15 protein-coding genes are annotated in these 19,058 nt (G+C 58.5%); 7 read left to right on the top strand and 8 right to left on the bottom strand.

The features are described from left to right. Positions 1 to 40 precede the first annotated feature (40 nt). Positions 41 to 754: an autoinducer binding domain-containing protein gene (locus ACRRSD_RS11255; protein ID WP_435038097.1), complete on the bottom strand. Its 714-nt coding sequence runs from the start codon at positions 752 to 754 to the stop codon at positions 41 to 43. Between the two features lie 284 nt (positions 755 to 1,038). On the opposite strand from ACRRSD_RS11255, the gene ACRRSD_RS11250 reads away from it, so the two are divergent. After that, positions 1,039 to 1,815: a ferredoxin--NADP reductase gene (locus ACRRSD_RS11250; protein WP_435038096.1), complete on the top strand. Its 777-nt coding sequence runs from the start codon at positions 1,039 to 1,041 to the stop codon at positions 1,813 to 1,815. Between the two features lie 46 nt (positions 1,816 to 1,861). Here ACRRSD_RS11250 and mscL read toward each other — a convergent pair whose 3' ends face one another. Beyond that, positions 1,862 to 2,275, bottom strand: a complete 414-nt coding sequence (gene mscL / locus ACRRSD_RS11245; protein ID WP_007909770.1) for a large-conductance mechanosensitive channel protein MscL — start codon at positions 2,273 to 2,275, stop codon at positions 1,862 to 1,864. 285 nt (positions 2,276 to 2,560) lie between these two features. On the opposite strand from mscL, the gene katB reads away from it, so the two are divergent. Genes katB through radA form a run of 3 tightly spaced genes read left to right on the top strand, consistent with a single transcriptional unit; the run spans position 2,561 to position 6,120 of the window. Then, positions 2,561 to 4,102 (top strand): catalase KatB, encoded by a 1,542-nt coding sequence (gene katB, locus ACRRSD_RS11240; protein ID WP_435038095.1) that lies wholly within the window; start codon positions 2,561 to 2,563, stop codon positions 4,100 to 4,102. Between the two features lie 59 nt (positions 4,103 to 4,161). After that, positions 4,162 to 4,707 carry an ankyrin repeat domain-containing protein gene (locus tag ACRRSD_RS11235; RefSeq protein ID WP_435038094.1) on the top strand — a complete coding sequence of 182 codons (546 nt, stop codon included), beginning with the start codon at positions 4,162 to 4,164 and terminating at the stop codon, positions 4,705 to 4,707. A gap of 45 nt (positions 4,708 to 4,752) precedes the next feature. Then, the gene (gene radA, locus ACRRSD_RS11230; protein WP_007909773.1) at positions 4,753 to 6,120 is read left to right on the top strand and encodes a DNA repair protein RadA; all 1,368 of its coding nucleotides are present in this window, start codon (positions 4,753 to 4,755) and stop codon (positions 6,118 to 6,120) included. A 118-nt stretch (positions 6,121 to 6,238) separates the two neighbouring features. Here radA and ACRRSD_RS11225 read toward each other — a convergent pair whose 3' ends face one another. Then, positions 6,239 to 6,607 carry a PilZ domain-containing protein gene (locus ACRRSD_RS11225; protein WP_435038093.1) on the bottom strand — a complete coding sequence of 123 codons (369 nt, stop codon included), beginning with the start codon at positions 6,605 to 6,607 and terminating at the stop codon, positions 6,239 to 6,241. Between the two features lie 159 nt (positions 6,608 to 6,766). Here ACRRSD_RS11225 and ACRRSD_RS11220 point away from each other — a divergent pair, with 159 nt between their 5' ends. The 3 genes from ACRRSD_RS11220 (at position 6,767) to yjiA (ending at position 10,181) form a co-directional block, all read left to right on the top strand. Continuing rightward, on the top strand, positions 6,767 to 8,833 hold the full coding sequence (locus tag ACRRSD_RS11220) for a carbon starvation CstA family protein (RefSeq protein ID WP_435038092.1): 2,067 nt from the start codon (positions 6,767 to 6,769) through the stop codon (positions 8,831 to 8,833). Between the two features lie 15 nt (positions 8,834 to 8,848). Continuing rightward, positions 8,849 to 9,046, top strand: coding sequence for a YbdD/YjiX family protein (locus tag ACRRSD_RS11215; protein ID WP_003228401.1), 198 nt, complete (start codon positions 8,849 to 8,851; stop codon positions 9,044 to 9,046). A 163-nt stretch (positions 9,047 to 9,209) separates the two neighbouring features. Continuing rightward, entirely contained in the window at positions 9,210 to 10,181 is a 972-nt protein-coding gene (gene yjiA, locus ACRRSD_RS11210) for a GTPase (protein WP_435038091.1), read from the top strand. Between the two features lie 115 nt (positions 10,182 to 10,296). On the opposite strand, the gene ACRRSD_RS11205 is transcribed toward yjiA, so the two are convergent. The 5 genes from ACRRSD_RS11205 to morA form a co-directional block, all read right to left on the bottom strand. Beyond that, positions 10,297 to 11,007, bottom strand: coding sequence for a GntR family transcriptional regulator (locus ACRRSD_RS11205; RefSeq protein ID WP_435038090.1), 711 nt, complete (start codon positions 11,005 to 11,007; stop codon positions 10,297 to 10,299). Positions 11,008 to 11,026: 19 nt separating this feature from the next. Beyond that, positions 11,027 to 11,731: a FadR/GntR family transcriptional regulator gene (locus tag ACRRSD_RS11200; protein WP_435038089.1), complete on the bottom strand. Its 705-nt coding sequence runs from the start codon at positions 11,729 to 11,731 to the stop codon at positions 11,027 to 11,029. Between the two features lie 85 nt (positions 11,732 to 11,816). After that, positions 11,817 to 13,130, bottom strand: a complete 1,314-nt coding sequence (locus ACRRSD_RS11195; protein ID WP_150694652.1) for a C4-dicarboxylate transporter DctA — start codon at positions 13,128 to 13,130, stop codon at positions 11,817 to 11,819. Between the two features lie 276 nt (positions 13,131 to 13,406). After that, positions 13,407 to 14,660 carry a serine hydroxymethyltransferase gene (glyA, locus tag ACRRSD_RS11190; RefSeq protein WP_007909785.1) on the bottom strand — a complete coding sequence of 418 codons (1,254 nt, stop codon included), beginning with the start codon at positions 14,658 to 14,660 and terminating at the stop codon, positions 13,407 to 13,409. Positions 14,661 to 14,884: 224 nt separating this feature from the next. After that, entirely contained in the window at positions 14,885 to 18,733 is a 3,849-nt protein-coding gene (gene morA, locus ACRRSD_RS11185; protein WP_435038088.1) for a cyclic di-GMP receptor MorA, read from the bottom strand. Positions 18,734 to 19,058 lie beyond the last annotated feature (325 nt).

Raw genomic sequence — 19,058 nt, 5'->3', positions numbered from 1 at the left:
TATTACCCGCAAGTTTTCTATGAGGGGCAAGGCTGATCGATTAGATGATCCCGGCTCTGGCGGCCGCGATGACCGCGGAAATCTTGTTGCAGACATTGAGCTTCTCGATGACGTTCTGCACGTGATAGTTCACGGTGCGCTCGCTCAGGCTGAGGATTTTCGAGATCTCATAAGCGGTCTTGCCACCCGCAGACAGTTGCAAAACCTCCAGTTCTCGTGGCGAAAGGTGCGGCTGACGAGGTTTGAGAGACTCTCGCGGCAGGGTTCGGGCAAACAGCTCACTCAGGTGACTGGTGGCGTAGAACATATAACCAAAATGCTCATACAGCTCCAGAGGACTGATCGCACAGTGTTTGCGCGCCAGGCTGATAATGCTGCACAAGCCACTTTGCTCATGATGGAATGACTGTGACCAGCCATGTTGAATACCGTGTTGCTGCAATCCTTGCCATAACTGCCGGGCATCTGAAAATACCGATTCGCACCAGACAATCGGTGTCATTGAATGATTGCAATGTGCTATTAATGGGTCAACTTTGCTGTAATTGTTTTTTTCATATTGCGAGTTCCATTCATCAGGGTAGTTATTGATTTGCAAGGTTTTAAGAGGCATATCCCGATGCAGTGAAACAACTGAAATTGCACAAAAATTGAATCCGAGATTTTCGGCGAACTGCAATAATATCGGATAGGCAGTCTCTACTCCTTTGGCAAAAGTCAGTCTTTTTAATTGTGACTCCTTCCACGTTTCCATCTCTGAACACTCCATTGGCGTTGCGGGGGGGGCGCCGAATGGATCCAAAGGATCCGGCACGCAACGAAGTGTAGGATGTTTCTTACAATAAGCTTTAAATTTTTTCGAGATTGCAGATAGCCAAATATCCATAAAGCGTTCTTAGGGGGCGCGATTTTTATATTGATGCTGTCATCTGATAATACTGCCGACTTGATTAATTGATTGAATGTCATTACCAATCATCAGTGTTTAGACCAGTTAATTTGCGCGACACTGTCGGCAATCGTTCAATGGAGTGTCCCATGACTGCCAGCGCAGAGAAGTACACCACGCAGACGTTGCTCGATGTCCAACCCATGACTCCGAGCCTGTTTACCTTGCGCACCAGCCGCGATGCCGGTTTTCGTTTTCGCGCCGGACAGTTCGCCAGGCTTGGTGTGAGCAAAGCTGACGGCAGCATCGTCTGGCGCGCTTATTCGATGGTGTCGTCGCCTTTTGACGAATTTCTCGAGTTCTTTTCCATCGTAGTGCCGGGCGGGGAGTTCACCAGTGAGCTAAGTCGGCTGCAGGTCGGCGACCAACTGCTGGTGGATCGCCAGGCATTCGGCTACCTGACCCTTGATCGCTTCGTCGACGGGCGAGACTTATGGCTGTTATCCACAGGCACCGGGGTGGCGCCATTTCTGTCGATTTTGCAGGACTTCGAAGTCTGGGAAAAATTCGAGCGCATCATTCTGGTGTACAGCGTGCGCGAAGCGCGGGAATTGGCCTATCAGGAGCTGATTGCCGGACTCACGCAGCGTGACTACCTCAGCGAATATGCGCACAAATTGCAGTTCATCGCGACGGTGACGCGCGAAGCGCACCCCGGTGCACTGCACGGGCGGATCACCACATTGATTGAAAGCGGTGAGCTGGAGCGCGCAGCGGGCGTGGAGCTGTCGGCGCAGCACTCGCGAGTCATGCTGTGCGGCAATCCACAAATGATTGATGACACGCGCGCATTACTGAAAAAACGCCATATGAGCCTCAGCCTGACTCGTCGGCCCGGGCAGGTGGCGGTGGAAAACTACTGGTAAACAAACGGCGCCTCGGAGGCGCCGTTGGTTCTATCGTGCACAGAATTCAGGGCCGGGTGTTCTGGGCCTTGAGCAAGTCGCGGATCTCGCCCAGCAACTCTTCTTCCTTGGTCGGAACCGGTGGCAGGGTAGGCGCTACGGCCTCTTCGCGTTTGAGGCGGTTGATGGCTTTGACCCCCATGAATATCGCGAACGCGACGATCACGAAGTCCAGCACACTCTGGATGAACTTGCCGTAAGCCAGCATGACCGCGGGGGCATTGCCCTCGGCGGCCTTGAGCGTGATGGCCAAGTCACTGAAGTCCACCCCACCGATCAACAGGCCGATTGGCGGCATGATCACGTCACCAACAAACGACGAAACAATTTTGCCGAAGGCGGCACCGATGATGATACCGACGGCCATGTCGACCACATTGCCTTTGACCGCGAAGGCCTTGAACTCACTTAGCACGCCCATAGTTATTTCCTTGTTACAGATGAGTTTGGTGTACGCAGTGTAAATCAGCAAAACGCGTCCTGCGCGAAACACCTTCTTACAATGCCCGTTTTTATCGACACATCAATCGACGATTAGTTTGCAAAGTGCCAGCAATCGCGCGCGAAATATCCCGTAAATCGCTGATCATAAAGCTAATTTTCTCAATCATGGCGTTACGTTCTTTCTATTTATGTTCGACGCCACAGGCCTCTAGCCTTGGGTTGGCGCACCTGGATGCGCCCCAAAAAACCAGAGGATCCTGATATGACTTCCGCACTTGGACTGGGGGCTTTTCCCCGTCGCCACACCCTCGGTGTACTCACCGCCAGCCTGCTGACCTTCTCCGTAAACGCAGCGCCTCTGACTCGCGATAACGGCGCCGCGGTCGGCGACAATCAGAACTCGCAAACCGCCGGCGCCAGCGGCCCGGTGCTGCTGCAGGATGTTCAACTGATCCAGAAATTGCAGCGTTTTGATCGAGAACGCATTCCCGAGCGTGTGGTTCACGCACGCGGCACCGGCGCCCATGGCACCTTCACGGTGACCAACGACCTCAGTGATCTGAGCAAGGCCAAGGTGTTCGCCGCCGGCCAAAGTACACCGGTCTTCGTGCGCTTTTCTGCCGTGGTGCACGGTAATCATTCGCCGGAAACCCTGCGTGATCCACGAGGTTTCGCCACCAAGTTCTACACGGCCGACGGCAACTGGGACCTGGTGGGCAACAACTTCCCGACCTTTTTCATCCGCGATGCGATCAAGTTTCCCGACATGGTGCACGCGTTCAAACCCGATCCTCGGACTAACCTCGATGACGACTCACGTCGATTCGACTTCTTTTCCCATGTACCCGAAGCCACTCGTACGCTGACCGAGTTGTATTCGAACTCGGGAACTCCAGCCAGTTATCGAGAGATGGATGGCAATGGCGTACATGCTTACAAGTTGATCAACGCCAAGGGCGAAGTTAATTACGTCAAGTTTCACTGGAAAAGCTTGCAGGGGATTAATAATCTAACGCCAAAACAAGTCACCAAGGTTCAGGGTCAAGACTACAGTCATATGACCAATGACCTGGTGAACAACATTAATAAAGGTAACTTCCCGAAGTGGGACTTGTACATTCAAGTGCTGAAGCCACAAGATTTGTCCAAGTTTGATTTCGATCCATTAGACGCCACCAAGATCTGGCCAGGTATTCCTGAACGAAAAGTTGGACAAATGGTGTTGAACCGTAATCCGGCAAATGTTTTCCAGGAAACCGAACAAGTGGCCATGGCACCAGCGAATATTGTTCCGGGTATCGAGCCTTCCGAAGATCGTTTGTTGCAAGGTCGAGTGTTCTCTTATGCCGATACGCAAATGTATCGCTTGGGGGCCAATGCACTGCAATTGCCAATCAACGCGGCAAAAGTTGCCGTGAACAATGGCAATCAGGACGGTGCGATGAACTTCGGCGCGAGCAACTCGGGTGTGAACTATCAGCCGAGCCGTCTGCAACCGCGCGAAGAGACGCCAAGCGCGCGTTACAGCCAGTCGGCGCTGTCGGGCAGCACTCAGCAAGCGAAGATCCAGCGTGAGCAGAACTTCAAGCAGGCAGGTGACCTGTATCGCTCGTTCAGCAAGAAAGAGCGCCGTGACCTGATCGACAGCTTCGGCGGCTCGCTGGCCAGCACCGATGACGAGAGCAAGCACATCATCCTGTCCTTCCTTTATAAGGCCGATCCGGAATACGGCACCGGCGTCACGGAAGTGGCCAAAGGCGACCTGAGTCGGGTCAAGGCACTCGCGGCCAAATTGCTCGACTGATCACTACGTAGTGCATACGGGGCCTGACTCGGGCCCCGTTCCGTGCAAGGAGACTGCTGATGCGCACCTGTCTTTTACTGCTGGCCGGTTGCCTGTCGTTCGCGGCGTGGGCAGCACCGGTCGAACAAAGTCCTGAGGCGATCAAGGCCCAACTGCAGGACTACTACTTCGACGCAGCCCGGCGCGGTGATGTACCGATGCTCGATACGTTCATCGAGTCGGGTTATTCCCTCGACACCCGCGACAGCAAGGGCTACACCGCGCTGATTCTGGCGGCCTATCACGGTCAGGCTGCGGCCGTGGAACGTTTGCTTGCTGCCGGCGCCGATGCCTGCGCCCAGGACCAACGCGGCAACACGGCACTGATGGGCGCGATTTTCAAAGGTGAAATACAGATCGCCCGGCGCCTGATGGCAACCGATTGCAGCCCTGATCAGCGTAACGGCGCCGGGCAGACGGCGGCCATGTACGCCGGGTTGTTCAAGCGTCTGGAGTTGCTCGATGCTCTGCAAGCCAAGGGCGCTGACCTGAATGCCGAAGATCCGTTGGGCAATAGCGCCGCGCGTCTGGCCAGTGGCGAAATCCGTAGTGCCGCGCCGCGCTGATCGACGGCCCGTGCGTTATCATCGCGGTTTTTGTCGGGGGTTCTGATGGCCAAGGCCAAGCGCATGTACGGCTGCACCGAGTGCGGCGCAACCTTTCCCAAGTGGGCCGGGCAGTGCGGTGAGTGCGGTGCCTGGAACACCTTGACCGAGACCATGATCGAAAGCGGCGGCGCCACGGCGCCGACCGGCCGCACCGGTTGGGCCGGGCAGCAGGCGCAGATCAAGACGCTGGCCGAAGTCAGCATCGAAGAGATTCCGCGCTTCTCCACCGCGTCCGGTGAACTGGACCGGGTCCTCGGCGGCGGTCTGGTCGACGGTTCGGTGGTGCTGATCGGTGGTGATCCGGGCATCGGCAAATCGACGATCCTGTTGCAGACCCTGTGCAATCTCGCCAAAAGCATGCCGGCCCTCTACGTCACCGGCGAAGAGTCCCAGCAGCAAGTGGCCATGCGCGCCCGGCGTCTCGGCTTGCCGCAGGATCAACTGCGGGTGATGACCGAAACGTGCATCGAAACCATCATCGCCACGGCCCGTCAGGAAAAGCCCAAGGTGATGGTGATCGACTCGATCCAGACGATCTTCACCGAACAACTGCAATCGGCACCCGGCGGCGTCTCCCAGGTACGTGAGAGCGCGGCGCTGCTGGTGCGATATGCCAAGCAGAGCGGCACGGCGATTTTCCTCGTCGGCCACGTTACCAAGGAAGGCGCGCTCGCCGGTCCTCGCGTCTTGGAGCACATGGTCGACACCGTGCTGTATTTCGAGGGCGAATCCGACGGACGTTTGCGCCTGCTGCGCGCGGTGAAAAACCGTTTCGGTGCGGTCAACGAGTTGGGTGTGTTTGGCATGACCGACAAGGGTTTGAAAGAAGTCTCCAACCCTTCGGCGATTTTTCTCACCCGTGCGCAGGAAGAAGTTCCGGGCAGTGTGGTCATGGCGACGTGGGAAGGCACCCGGCCAATGCTGGTTGAAGTGCAGGCCTTGGTCGATGACAGTCATCTGGCCAACCCGCGTCGGGTGACGCTGGGCCTGGATCAGAACCGTTTGGCGATGTTGCTTGCCGTTTTGCACCGCCACGGCGGAATTCCGACTCACGATCAGGATGTGTTCCTCAACGTGGTCGGTGGGGTGAAGGTTCTGGAAACGGCGTCTGATCTGGCGTTGATGGCGGCGGTCATGTCGAGTCTGCGCAACCGACCGTTGCCGCATGATCTGTTGGTGTTCGGCGAGGTCGGGCTGTCTGGTGAAGTGCGTCCGGTGCCGAGCGGTCAGGAGCGGTTGAAGGAAGCGGCCAAGCATGGCTTCAAGCGGGCGATTGTGCCGAAGGGCAATGCGCCGAAGGAATCCCCGCCGGGCTTGCAGATCATTGCCGTGACCCGCCTCGAACAGGCCCTCGACGCATTGTTTGAGTGAACGCCTAACCTGTGGGAGCGAGCCTGCTCGCGAAGGGGCCGTGTCAGTCGGCATCATTGCTCAATGACACACCGTCTTCGCGAGCAGGCTCGCTCCCACAGGGGATTTGTATTGATGGCTAGATTTCGATCAGGGCGCCCAGTTCGCGCTCGAGTTCGGCCTCGTCAGCCAGGTTCAGCTCGATCAGGCGCCGCAAGCGCTGGATCGATTCCAGGCTGATATGTCGGCAGACAAAGCCCAGCTGGCCATTTTCTTCGTGGGCCAGATGCACATCCATCTCGATATCGACGTCATCGCTCAGGTGAATGTCGACGAAAAAATCCTTCTCCGCATCCCCCAGCCACGGCTCAGGCCGTTCGATCAGCAGCCCCTTGAGCGACAGATCAATCAGCTTCACCGGCCACATAAACTGCCCCTGACTCAGCTCGGTTCTGGCATCGAACGCAATACGTTTGAAACGACGTCGATTGGCGGGGTGCTCGCTCATGGCGCAATCCTCATGAAGGTTCGCTGACTATAGACCGCGAATGCGGGCGCCAGCCAATCGCTAAAGCGTCTAGACCAACGTCGGGGTATGGCCTTTGGCGCCGTAAGCGCTAAACTCGGGGTGGCTGTCTTTCTTGTCCACCCTGGCTGGAATAATAAAATGAAAAATAATAATAGCCTGCTACGCCACTTACCCTGGCTATTGCTGGCAATCGTAGGAGCGTGCGCCCTGGGCGTAGTGGCATTGCGCCGCGGCGAGGCGATCAACGCCTTGTGGATTGTGGTCGCCGCTGTGGCCATTTATCTGGTTGCGTACCGTTACTACAGTCTGTTCATCGCCAACAACGTGATGCAACTTGATCCACGTCGGGCCACCCCCGCCGTGCTCAACAACGACGGTCTGGACTATGTGCCGACCAACAAACACATTCTTTTCGGGCACCACTTCGCCGCGATCGCGGGCGCCGGACCTCTGGTCGGCCCGGTATTGGCGGCGCAGATGGGCTACTTGCCCGGCACGCTCTGGCTGATTGCCGGCGTGGTGCTGGCGGGCGCGGTGCAGGACTTCATGGTTCTGTTCATGTCGACCCGGCGCAACGGCCGTTCCCTGGGCGACATGGTGCGTGAAGAAATGGGCCGCGTGCCCGGCACCATCGCGCTGTTTGGCTGCTTCCTGATCATGATCATCATCCTCGCGGTGCTGGCGCTGATCGTGGTTAAAGCGCTGGCCGAGAGCCCGTGGGGCATCTTCACCGTGATGGCGACCATCCCGATCGCGATGTTCATGGGCATTTACATGCGCTACATCCGCCCGGGCCGCATTGGCGAGATCTCCGTGGTCGGCGTATTGCTGCTGCTCGGTTCGATCTGGCTGGGTGGGCAGATTGCCGCTGATCCGGTGTGGGCCAAGGCGTTCACCTTCACCGGCGTGCAGATTACCTGGATGCTGGTCGGTTACGGTTTTGTCGCGGCATCGCTGCCGGTGTGGCTGATTCTGGCACCGCGCGACTACCTGTCGACGTTCCTGAAAATCGGCACCATCGTCGCTCTGGCGATCGGCATTCTGATCACCATGCCCGAGCTGAAAATGCCGGCGCTGACCCAGTTCGTCGACGGCACTGGCCCGGTGTGGAAGGGCGGTCTGTTCCCGTTCCTGTTCATCACCATCGCTTGCGGTGCGGTTTCCGGTTTCCACGCGCTGATTTCTTCGGGCACCACGCCGAAGCTGCTGGATAACGAAACCAACGCCCGTTACATCGGTTACGGCGGCATGCTGATGGAGTCGTTCGTCGCCATCATGGCCATGGTCGCCGCTTCGGTGATCGAGCCTGGCGTGTACTTCGCCATGAACAGCCCGGCCGCTGTGGTCGGCAGTGATGTCGCTTCGGTTGCGCAAGTGGTTTCCAGCTGGGGTTTTGCGATCACGCCAGAAGCGCTACAAGCCGTGGCGCATGACATTGGCGAAACCACCATTCTGGCCCGTGCCGGCGGTGCGCCGACCCTGGCGGTCGGTATCGCGCAGATCCTGCACAGTGTCCTGCCGGGTGAAAACACCATGGCGTTCTGGTACCACTTCGCGATCCTGTTCGAAGCGCTGTTCATTCTGACGGCTGTCGACGCCGGTACCCGTGCCGGACGTTTCATGCTGCAGGATCTGCTCGGCTCCTTCGTTCCGGCGCTGAAACGCACCGAATCGTGGACCGCCAACCTGATCGCCACTGCCGGTTGTGTGGCGATGTGGGGCTGGTTGCTGTACCAGGGCGTGATCGATCCACTGGGCGGCATCAATACCCTGTGGCCACTGTTCGGTATCTCTAACCAGATGCTGGCCGGTATCGCGCTGATGCTCGGCACCGTGGTCCTGATCAAAATGAAGCGTCAGCGCTACATTTGGGTCACCCTGCTGCCAGCCACCTGGCTGCTGATTTGCACCACGACCGCGGGCTTCATCAAACTGTTCGACGCCAACCCGGCGATCGGCTTCCTGTCGCTGGCCAAGAAATACAGCGATGCGCTGGCCAATGGTCAGGTGCTGGCACCGGCAAAAAGCGTCGAGCAGATGCAGCACGTGATCTTCAACGCCTACACCAACGCAACGCTCACCGCGCTGTTCCTGTTCGTGGTCTTCAGCATCCTGTTCTATGCGCTCAAGGTCGGCATCGCCGCCTGGGGCAAAAAAGAACGTACGGATAAAGAATCGCCATTCCAGGCTCTGCCGGATGCGTAACCAGAGGATTGCACCATGTTCAATGACCTGAGTCGCCTCGGTAAATACCTCGGTCAGGCCGCGCGCCTGATGGTCGGCATGCCCGACTACGACACCTACGTCGAGCATATGCAAACCAAGCACCCGGACAAACCGGTGATGAGCTACGAGATGTTCTTTCGCGAACGTCAGGAAGCCCGTTACGGTGGCAAGGGTGGGCCGAAGTGCTGTTGAGCTGACAGCCTGCGGTTGAGGTAATCCCCCTGTGGGAGCGAGCCTGCTCGCGAATACGGAGTGTCAGTTGATGAATGATTTGACTGACACACCGCTTTCGCGAGCAGGCTCGCTCCCACAGTTGTTTTTGTGTTGTTCATTCATTTTGTGAAGGGGATCAGTTTTGTCTTCTCCCATACCTGTAACGGTACTCAGCGGTTTCCTCGGTGCCGGCAAGACCACTTTGCTGCGCCATATTCTGAAAGCCGAGCACGGCCTGAAAATCGCCGTGATCGAAAACGAATTCAGCGACGCCGGTATCGACACTCAGTTGTTGGGTGATGAACCGGTGCAAGTCATGACCCTGGCCAACGGCTGCGTGTGCTGCACCATTCACACTGACCTGACCAAGGCGCTGTACCTGCTGCTTGAGCGCCTGGACAGTGGCGAGATCGCCTTTGATCGTCTGGTCATCGAGTGCACCGGTCTGGCCGATCCGGCTCCCGTGGCACAGACCTTTTTCATCGACGAAGAACTGCGCGAGCGTTACCTGCTCGACGGCATCATCACCCTGGTCGATGCCGCCCACGCGGACGTGCACCTGACCCAGACCATCGCTCAGGCGCAGATCGGTTTTGCCGATCGTCTGCTGGTGAGCAAGACCGATCTGGTCGACGAAGCGACATTCAATGCGCTGAGCGAACGCCTGACGCGGATCAACCGTCGCGCGCCGATCCGTGTGGTCAAGCACGGCAACATTGATCTGGCGGAATTGCTCGATGTACGCGGCTTCAACCTCAATGCTGATTTCGGCGGTGGTTTGAATTTGCGTCCGGTGGGCAAGGCGCCGTCGATCGATCGTATTTCCAGTCTGGTACTGCGCACCGATCAGCCGCTGGATATCGATCAGCTCAGTGAATTCATGAATGAGTTGCTCGAGGAACACGGCAAGCAATTGCTGCGTTACAAAGGCGTGCTGAACATCGCAGGTGAGGATCGGCGTTTGGTGTTCCAGGGTGTGTTGAAGCTTTACGGTTTCGACTGGGACACTGAATGGGCCGAGGGTGAGGCGCGGGAAAGTGTGATTGTGTTTATTGCTGATGAGTTGCCGGAAGAGAAGATTCGGGCGGGGTTTGCCAAAGTCGCTTCTGCCTGATGGATCTTGGTTGTCAGTGATGGCCTCTTCGCGAGCAAGCTCGCTCCCACAGTCGACCGCACTCTGTCAGTCGAATGCAATTCACTGTGGGAGCGAGCTTGCTCGCGAAGGCGATCTAACTGACAGCACATTGCTCAAGGTCTGAACCCAGCAGTGTCTGCTCAAGCTGATCCAGATGCCGATTCATCAGCATCCCGGCCTTGGAAACATCCCGATTCTCCACCGCTTCAACCAAGGCCAAATGCTCCTGCCATGCGCAACAGCTGTGCGTTTGACGCTCACTTCGCGCAATTGCCAACGACGTCAGCGGCACCAGACTGCCAAGAAAATGCGCCAACGGTGCATTCCCCGCCATCTGCGCCAACGTCAGATGAAACTCCCCCGACAAGCGAATCGCCGCGCCGCGCCGATCCTGCTCAATCGCCTGACGCTCACGCTCAATCAGTCCACGCAGCCGTTTCAAACTGTCAGCCTGCGGACGCTGACACGCCAGTCGCACCAGCGTACTTTCAGCTAGCCGCCGTGCATGCAACGTCTGCCGTGTTTGCTCCCGATCAGGTGCGGCGACACGCGGCCGATGATTGGCGCGCAGCACAATGACCTGCTCAAGCGACAACTGCGTCAACACCCGCCGCACATCGGCGCGGCTGGCGCAGAACATCTCTTTCAAACTGTCTTCGGTGAAACGGCTGGCCGAATCGATGCGCTGTTCGAGAATCGCGTCAAACAGTCGCGGATAAAGACCCTCTGCCGGTTCGCGGAGGCGGGAGAAGGGCAGGGGCGCAGTAGTCGATTGGGTTTGCGACGGTGAAGCGAAACTGTTCATGGCCTGTCTCCAATAGAAATCAGCGACTCAGGTTGTCTTCCGGAATATTCAACTCAATCCCCATCCGCTGGCCTTCGCGCAAAATATGTCGACGCATTTCGGCGCTGGCCTGGGCGCTGTTCTTGCTGCGGATGGCACGAACCACGGCTTCGTTTTCTTCCAGACGTTCAGCCAAGTGTTCAGGGGAATTGCGCAGCACCTCGGCGCTCTGCTTGAGGGCGTTGCTGGTTTGCTGCACGACGCTCTGGAAAATCGGATTCGACGTCAGGGTGAACAGCTCTTCGTGGAAGGCGATGTAAGCGCTGACCCCGGCGTCGCTGTCGCCGGCTTCAAGGGCTTCACGCATGTCCATCAAAGTCAGGCGCAACTGGCCGACTTCCTTGCTGCTGATCGATTGCGCGACCAGGCCAACGATGAACGGCTCAAGGGTGTAACGCAGTTGCAGCACGTCTTCGAGGCTGGCACCGGCCACCGCACTGTCGTGGCTTTGACTGTCGCTCGATTGCGCATCGAGCACGACCACGCCTTTGCCCGGCATCGAACGGACGAGGCCGAGGGTTTCCAGGACGATTACTGCTTCGCGCAGGCTCGGGCGGCTGATGCCCAGTTGTTCTGCCAGTTCACGCTGGCCCGGCAGCATCTCACCGGAGCGCCATTGGCCACGGGCGAGGGCGGCGCGGAGTTTTTCTACGACTGAGTTGACGACGGTTGATGTGGTGATCACTTGTCTTGCTCCATGTGCCTGTGGGAGATAGCCGCAGACTCAAGATCAAAAAATCGAAGTCTGCGACAGCTCCTGCAGGGTTAAATCAGAACTCCTGCTGGTGCGCCGGAGTTGCTGGTTTACGCGGCTGAAAGGTGTAGCCCTGCTGACCGCTGAGTACTTTGTTGGCGCGTTGTACGTCGATGTCTTTTTCCCAACGGGCGATGGCGACGGTGGCGACGCAGTTGCCGATGAGATTGGTGAGTGCCCGGCCGATGCCCATGAACCAGTCCACCGCCAGCACAAGTACCAGACCGACTACCGGGATCGCCGGAATCGCCGTCAGCGTGGCCGCCAGAATCACCAGCGCCGAACCGGGAATGCCATGGGCGCCTTTGGAGGTAATCAGCGACACCAGCAGAATGGTCAACAAGTCGGTCATAGCCAGTGGTGTGCCCGTGGCATTGGCAATGAACACAATGGCGAGGGTCAGGTAGATCGAGAAACCGTCGAGGTTGAAGGAGTAGCCGGTGGGAATCACCAGCCCTACGGTCGAGCTGCCGATGCCCAGGTGTTCGAGTTTGCGCATGATCTGCGGCAGCACAGCGTCGGACGAGGCGGTGCCCATGACGATCAACAGCTCTTCACGCAGGTACTTGAGCAGTGGCCACATACGCAGGCCGGACGCACGCATCACCAGACCGAGAATCACGCTGACGAACGCGATGCAGGTCAGGTAGAACAAACCGACCAGGCTACCCAGATGCTGCAGCGAATCGAGGCCATATTTGCTGGTGGTAAACGCGATGGCGCCGAACACGCCGATCGGCGCCAGACGCACGATCATGCCCATGATGCGGAAGATCACGTGGCTCAGCTCGTTGATCAGGCGCGAGATCCCGGAAGCCGCTTCGCCGACCAGATTCAACGCGCTACCGAACAGCACTGAAAACAGCAGCACTTGCAGGATGTTGTTGTCAGCGAAGGCGCCGATCACCGAAGTCGGTATCAGGTCCATCAGGAACTGCGTGGTGGTGTGCATGTGCTGGCTGCGTTCGGCGAGATCGCCCATGTCGGCCGCAGACAGTTGCTCGAGATGGATATTCGCGCCGCTGCCGATGCCGGTGCTGAAGGCGAAGACCAGGCCGATCACCAGAGCGATGGTGGTCAACACTTCGAAGTAGATCACCGACTTGAGTCCGATGCGCCCGACCTTCTTCAAATCGCCGGCACCGCTGATGCCGCTGACCACCACGCAGAACACGATGAGGCCGATGAGCATCTTGATCAGTTTGATGAAGCCGTCGCCGAGCGGTTTGAGCTGGGCCGAGTATTCAGGAAGGGTCAGCCCGCAGACGATGCCGAGCATCAGTCCGAGAACCACTTGGAGGAAGATTGAACGCGAGCACCATCTGAGCATGGGAGGAATCCTGGTCGGTGTCCTGGTTGCCGAGTGCGGAGCACATCAGATTCAGGACTTAATTATTGTGGTCTTACCGGTATGTCCAGTGCAGGCGCAGTCTAGGCGCTGATTTTCCATGATCGCAAGTGAAAAATGACGAATTGGCATGACCGGTCTGACCAGTTGTGCGACAAGTCCCATTCTTGAGCGGTTCAGGCGTTTGAAAATATTCAGGCGAAAAAAAACCGGCCAATCACTTGGCCGGTTTTTCATGCTGCGGATTTAACGTCGCAATCAAGCGCCGTATACCGGCAGTTTCTTGCAGATGGCTTTGACTTTCTCACGAACGGCGTCGATCACCGCTTCGTTGTTCAGGTCAGCCAAGATATCGCAGATCCAGCCGGCCAGCTCTTTGCACTCGGCTTGCTTGAAGCCGCGAGTGGTCACGGCCGGAGTACCGAAGCGCAGGCCGGAAGTGACGAACGGCGAGCGTGGGTCGTTTGGTACGGAGTTCTTGTTCACGGTGATGAACGCTTTGCCCAGAGCGGCGTCGGCGTCTTTACCGGAGATGTCCTGCTTGATCAGCGACAGCAGGAACAGGTGGTTCTTGGTACCACCGGAAACTACGTCGAAGCCGCGCTCGATGAACACTTCGGCCATGGCCTGGGCGTTCAGTACCACTTGTTCCTGGTAGGCCTTGAACTCTGGCTGCAGCGCTTCCTTGAAGCAGATCGCTTTAGCGGCGATCACGTGCTCCAGCGGGCCACCCTGGGCGCCCGGGAATACCGCGGAGTTCAGCTTCTTCTCGATGTCGGCGTTGGCGCGCGCCAGGATCAGGCCGCCACGTGGACCGCGCAGGGTCTTGTGCGTGGTGGTGGTCACGACGTCAGCGAAAGGCACCGGGTTCGGGTAAACACCAGCAGCCACCAGACCGGCTACGTGAGCCATGTCGACGAACAGGTAAGCGCCAACCTTGTCAGCAATGGCGCGGAAGCGCGGGAAATCCAGAATCTGCGAGTAGGCAGAGAAACCGGCCACGATCATTTTCGGCTTGTGCTCTACAGCCAGACGCTCGACTTCGTCGTAGTCGATCAGGCCGTTGGCATCGATACCGTATTGAACGGCGTTGTACAGCTTGCCGGAGGAGGAAACGCTGGCGCCGTGGGTCAGGTGACCACCGTGGGCCAGGCTCATGCCCAGAATGGTGTCGCCACCTTGCAGGAGTGCCAGGTAAACAGCAGCGTTGGCTTGCGAGCCGGCGTGCGGCTGAACGTTGGCGTAATCGGCGCCGAACAGCTCTTTGGCGCGGTCGATGGCCAGTTGCTCAACGATGTCGACGTACTCGCAACCACCGTAGTAACGCTTGCCTGGGTAGCCTTCAGCGTACTTGTTGGTCAGGACCGAGCCTTGAGCTTCCATCACCGCTGGGCTGGTGTAGTTTTCCGAAGCGATCAGCTCAATGTGTTCTTCCTGGCGCTGAGCTTCTTGCTCCATAGCGGCAAAAAGGTCGGCGTCGTACTTGGCAATAGTCAAATCACGGCTGAACATGGCGGTCCTCAAGGATCGGGGGCAGAAAAGGGGGGCATTCTAACCCAATGGGTTTTGGATGGCATATGAAACGACATCATGTCGCAGACAAGTGGCGTTCATGACAGATGTGCGGTGCTTTTGAAGGCTCGCTTCCACAGTAACCGGGGTGCTCTTGCGATTTTCTGACCGACATCAATCCCTTGTGGGAGCGAGCCTGCTCGCGAATGCCGCGCCGCCGATCTTCAGTCGAACATAAAGAGCGCGTCATTACTGAACTGCGCCTCAAACCGCCCCGCCGGCATCGGCCGCCCGAACAGATAGCCCTGAACCTCATCGCAGCCATGTTCGCGCAAGAAGTCCAGTTGCTCATGGGTCTCCACACCCTCGGCGATCACCGCCAGATTCAGGCTGTGCGCCATGGCGATGATCGCCCGGGCGATCTGCGCGTCCTGCTCACCGGACGGCAAGCCATCGACAAAGGTGCGGTCGATCTTCAGCACGTCGATCGGGAATTGCTTGAGGTAGTTCAGCGATGAGTAACCGGTGCCGAAGTCATCGACCGCGATGCTCAGACCAAGGTTTTTCAGCCCGGCAAGAATCTGCATCGCTTCGCTGACTTCGCGCATCAGGATACTTTCGGTCAGTTCAAGCTCCAGACACGCCGGCGGCAGGCCGGTTTCGCGCAGGATCGTGGCGATCCGCGTGCCGAGCTGACCATCGGAGAACTGTCGCGCCGAAATGTTCACCGACACTTTTGGCACGCGTACACGATTCTGGTGCCAGGTCTTCAGTTGACGGCACGCCTCGCTGATCACCCAATCGCCGACGTCGACCACCAGCCCCAGTTCTTCCAGCACCGGAATGAAATCCCCCGGCGGCACCAGCCCGCGACGCGGATGGCGCCAGCGCAACAGCGCTTCGGCGCCGGTCAGGCGTTTGCCGTCGCCGCTGAATTGCGGTTGGTAATACAGGACGAATTCGTTTTGCTCCAAGGCATGGCGCAAATCGCTTTCCAGCTCCAGACGCTCCAGCGCACTGGCGTTCATGTCGGCCTGATAGAACTGGAAGTTGTTCTTGCCGCGTTCCTTGGCGTGGTACATCGCGGTGTCGGCGTTCTTCATCAACTGGCTGAGTTCGTTGCCATCCTGCGGACTCAGGGCGATGCCGATACTGGCGGTGACAAAGAACTCACGGCCTTCAAGCACGAACGGCCGCACCAGGCTGCCGAGAATCTGTTCGGCGACATGAATCGCCCGGTTCAATGCCATTTCGCGGCTGGAGCGATGTTGCAGCAGCAACGTGAATTCGTCGCCGCCCATGCGTGCCACGGTGTCGTCGTCGTCGACGCAGGCCAGCAGGCGCGTGGCCATGTCTTTCAACATGCGGTCGCCGGCAGCGTGGCCGAGGGAGTCGTTGATCGGTTTGAAACGGTCGAGGTCGAGGAACATCAGCACCACCCACGACTTCTGCCGTTCGGCCGATTGCAGCGCGGTGTGCAGGCGATCCTGGAACAGCGTGCGGTTCGGCAGATGGGTCAGGGCGTCGTAATAGGCGAGGCGGTGAATCCGCTGCTCGCTGGCCTTGCGCTCGCTGATGTCGCTGAAGAAGCACACATAGCTGGCCAGATCGCCTTCGTCGTCGAGCACCGCGGTGATGCCGACCCACGCCGGGTAATGCTCACCGTTACGGCGCTTGAGCCAGACTTCGCCTTCCCAGGTGCTGTGCTGATGCAGTTGCTTGAGCACGTAGCGCAGATGCGCGTCCTGTTGTTCGTCGACGGTGAGCATGTTCGGCAACTGGTCGAGCACCTCGCTCACCGCGTAACCACTGACGCGGCTGAAGGCTTCGTTGGCCTGCACGATGTAGCCGGCCGGGTCGGTGATCAGAATCGCCGAGGTCGAGTGCTCGAAAACCGTGGCAGCCATGCGCAGGTCTTTTTCGGCACGGCGCTGCTGGCTGATATCGCGACCGACACCGAGCACGCCTTCGAACGCGCCATGCTCGTCCCATACCAGCACCAGACGCAGCTCGATCGGGATCTTGCGGCCATCGGCGCGCAGGCAATCGAACAGGAACATTTGCGTCTGCACCTGGCTGCGCAACACGGCCAGTTGCTCGGGTTGGTCCAGCGCTTTGCTGACGCGATCCATCAGCGTGTAGATGCCGCTCAGTTGCTGCGGGTTGGCGATGGTCGATTGCCAGCCGTTCTGGAAAATCCACTCGGCGTCGTACCCCAGCACAGCCTGCACTGACGGGCTGACGTAGTTCAGCGAGAGCTTGCTGTCGGTGGAGAAGATCACGTCGCTGATGCTTTCGGCGAGCATGCGATAACGCTGCTCACTGTCGCGCAGGGATTCGCTGGCTTCGATCTGTTCGGTGATGTCCTTGGCTACGCCGATGATCCGCGTAACCTGATCGTGCTTGTCGCGGGCCAGTGCCTGCTCACGGATATCGAAGCGCCGCCACTTGCCGTCGCGATGACGGAAACGCAGTTGGCATTGCAGCAACTGGCTGTAACCGGCGTGACGCTGCATCTGCCGCGAGCGATGGTAATAGTCGGCGTCTTCCGGGTGCAGCAGGATCTCCCAGAAATACTCACCCATCTGGTGCAACTCGGTGCGGTTGTAGCCGAGGGTCTGGCCGAGATGATGATTGCTGAAAATCATCCGCTGGCTGATCACGTCCTGCACATACAGATGATCCGGCACGGTGCGCACCACGTCCGACCAGAAACCTTCGCGTTCGAGCAGCGACAGTTCGATCAGCTTGCGGCTGGTGATGTCGTTGATACTGAGGATCACGGCTTTATAGTCGTGCTGCTCGGTCGGCAGACGCAACACCATCCACAGGTGCTGGTCACGGCCATTGATGTCCGGCAGTTTGATTTCCAGTTCCAGCTGCTTTTGTTGCTGCAGCACAGCGTCGAGCACTTGATTGCCGATGGCGCACTGGCGCTGAGGATGGCCGTCGATCAGCAGTTGCCAGGCGTGCTCGCAGGAGTTGACGTTGAGCAGTTGCAAGGCGACCTGGTTGACCTCGGTGACGCGCAATTCCTGTAGCAGTTGCTGGCGCTGCTGCGGTTGGTCGAGCCAGGCCTTGAGTTGGTCGCTGGTCTGGATCTGTGCCTTGTCGAACACCTGCTTCAGCCCGGACAGGTCCAGCACGCACAACGCCACCCCGGTGCCTTCGAAGATGTCCTGATAGCGTCGACGTCCCTCATGCAGCTGGCGCTGGCGGCGGCGCATGTTCAACAGTGCAATCACCGGCAGCATCGAGAACGCCAGGCCCAACAGGCATTTGCCGATAAACGCCGGCAGCAGTTCTTCGAGTACGCGCTGGCGGTCGAACAGGCCACGCAACTGCCAGTCGCTGCTGCTCAGCGGCACGGTCAACACCGTGTTGGCCATGTCGTCTGGACTCAAGACGCCGGGCCTGGCTGAGGACTGTGCTTCGTCGCGACTGATGATCTGATGGTTGAGGCGGTTTTCCACCAGCCACAGTGGGCGCAGGCCGGTCTCGCTTTGCTTGGTCAGCGAGTCGAAGAACGTCGGGGTCAGACGCAACGCCCAATAACCGCGCGTGCTGCCGCTGGCCTGATGCAGCAACAGATGCACCACCGAGCCGTCATCGGCATTGCTGAAATAATGCGCCTGTGCGCGGCTGCGGCGGACCAGTTCGGTCAGGTAGTCGGCATCGTGACTGTCAGTCGCGCTGTCGCTGATCACTCGCCCGGACGGGCTGAGCAACGCGAGACTGCGCAGGTCGGGCAGCGACTGCTGGAGCTTGCGCAGCAGCGCCTGCTGTTCGTCGGCTGATTGCGGTTGTTCGACAATCGGTAGCAGGTTGAGCGCGATTTGCGCGTTCAGCGCCATGTTCAGGCTGACCTGCGAGGCGAGGTCGGCGGTGTAATCGATGGTGTACTGGCGCTGGTTTTTCTGGGTTTCGCGCAGTTGATCGAGCAATTGCCAGAACAGCAATGCGAGCAACAAAAGCACAAGCGTCGCCAGCGCACCCTTTAATGTACCGCGCAGGGACGAGCCGGGCGCCGGTGGGGTGCTGCTCACAGAGGCTGGCGGAGTGACATTGGACAAGCTGTAATCCTGCGATTTGGCTGGACTGGCGCGACGTGCACTATAAGCCGGACGCCCAAAGGGCGGCTAGCATGCCTTGAGTCGTGGCGAAGTGCCAGCCCCGCTCGGCTGGACTGCCTTCCGTCATTCAGGTAGCTTTGCCGGTTACGCGGGAGCCCAGACACTGTTAAAACTACTGCGCTCGGAAATACTGCGTTGAAAACAGGCTCGGACTGCTCATTTACAACCCGTAAAGTCGAGCGCGACTCCGACCGGTCCTCGCCTGTTTTCGCCTTGTCTTTCCTTCGCTCGTTACGTTTTAACAGCGTCTGGTCCAGCTCCTAGA

Origin of the sequence: Pseudomonas neuropathica, from assembly GCF_051174785.1 — a bacterium.
GTDB classification, from domain to species: domain Bacteria; phylum Pseudomonadota; class Gammaproteobacteria; order Pseudomonadales; family Pseudomonadaceae; genus Aquipseudomonas; species Aquipseudomonas neuropathica_A.
Note: the sequence above shows the minus strand (reverse complement) of the source record. Positions and strands in the feature narration are given on the sequence as shown.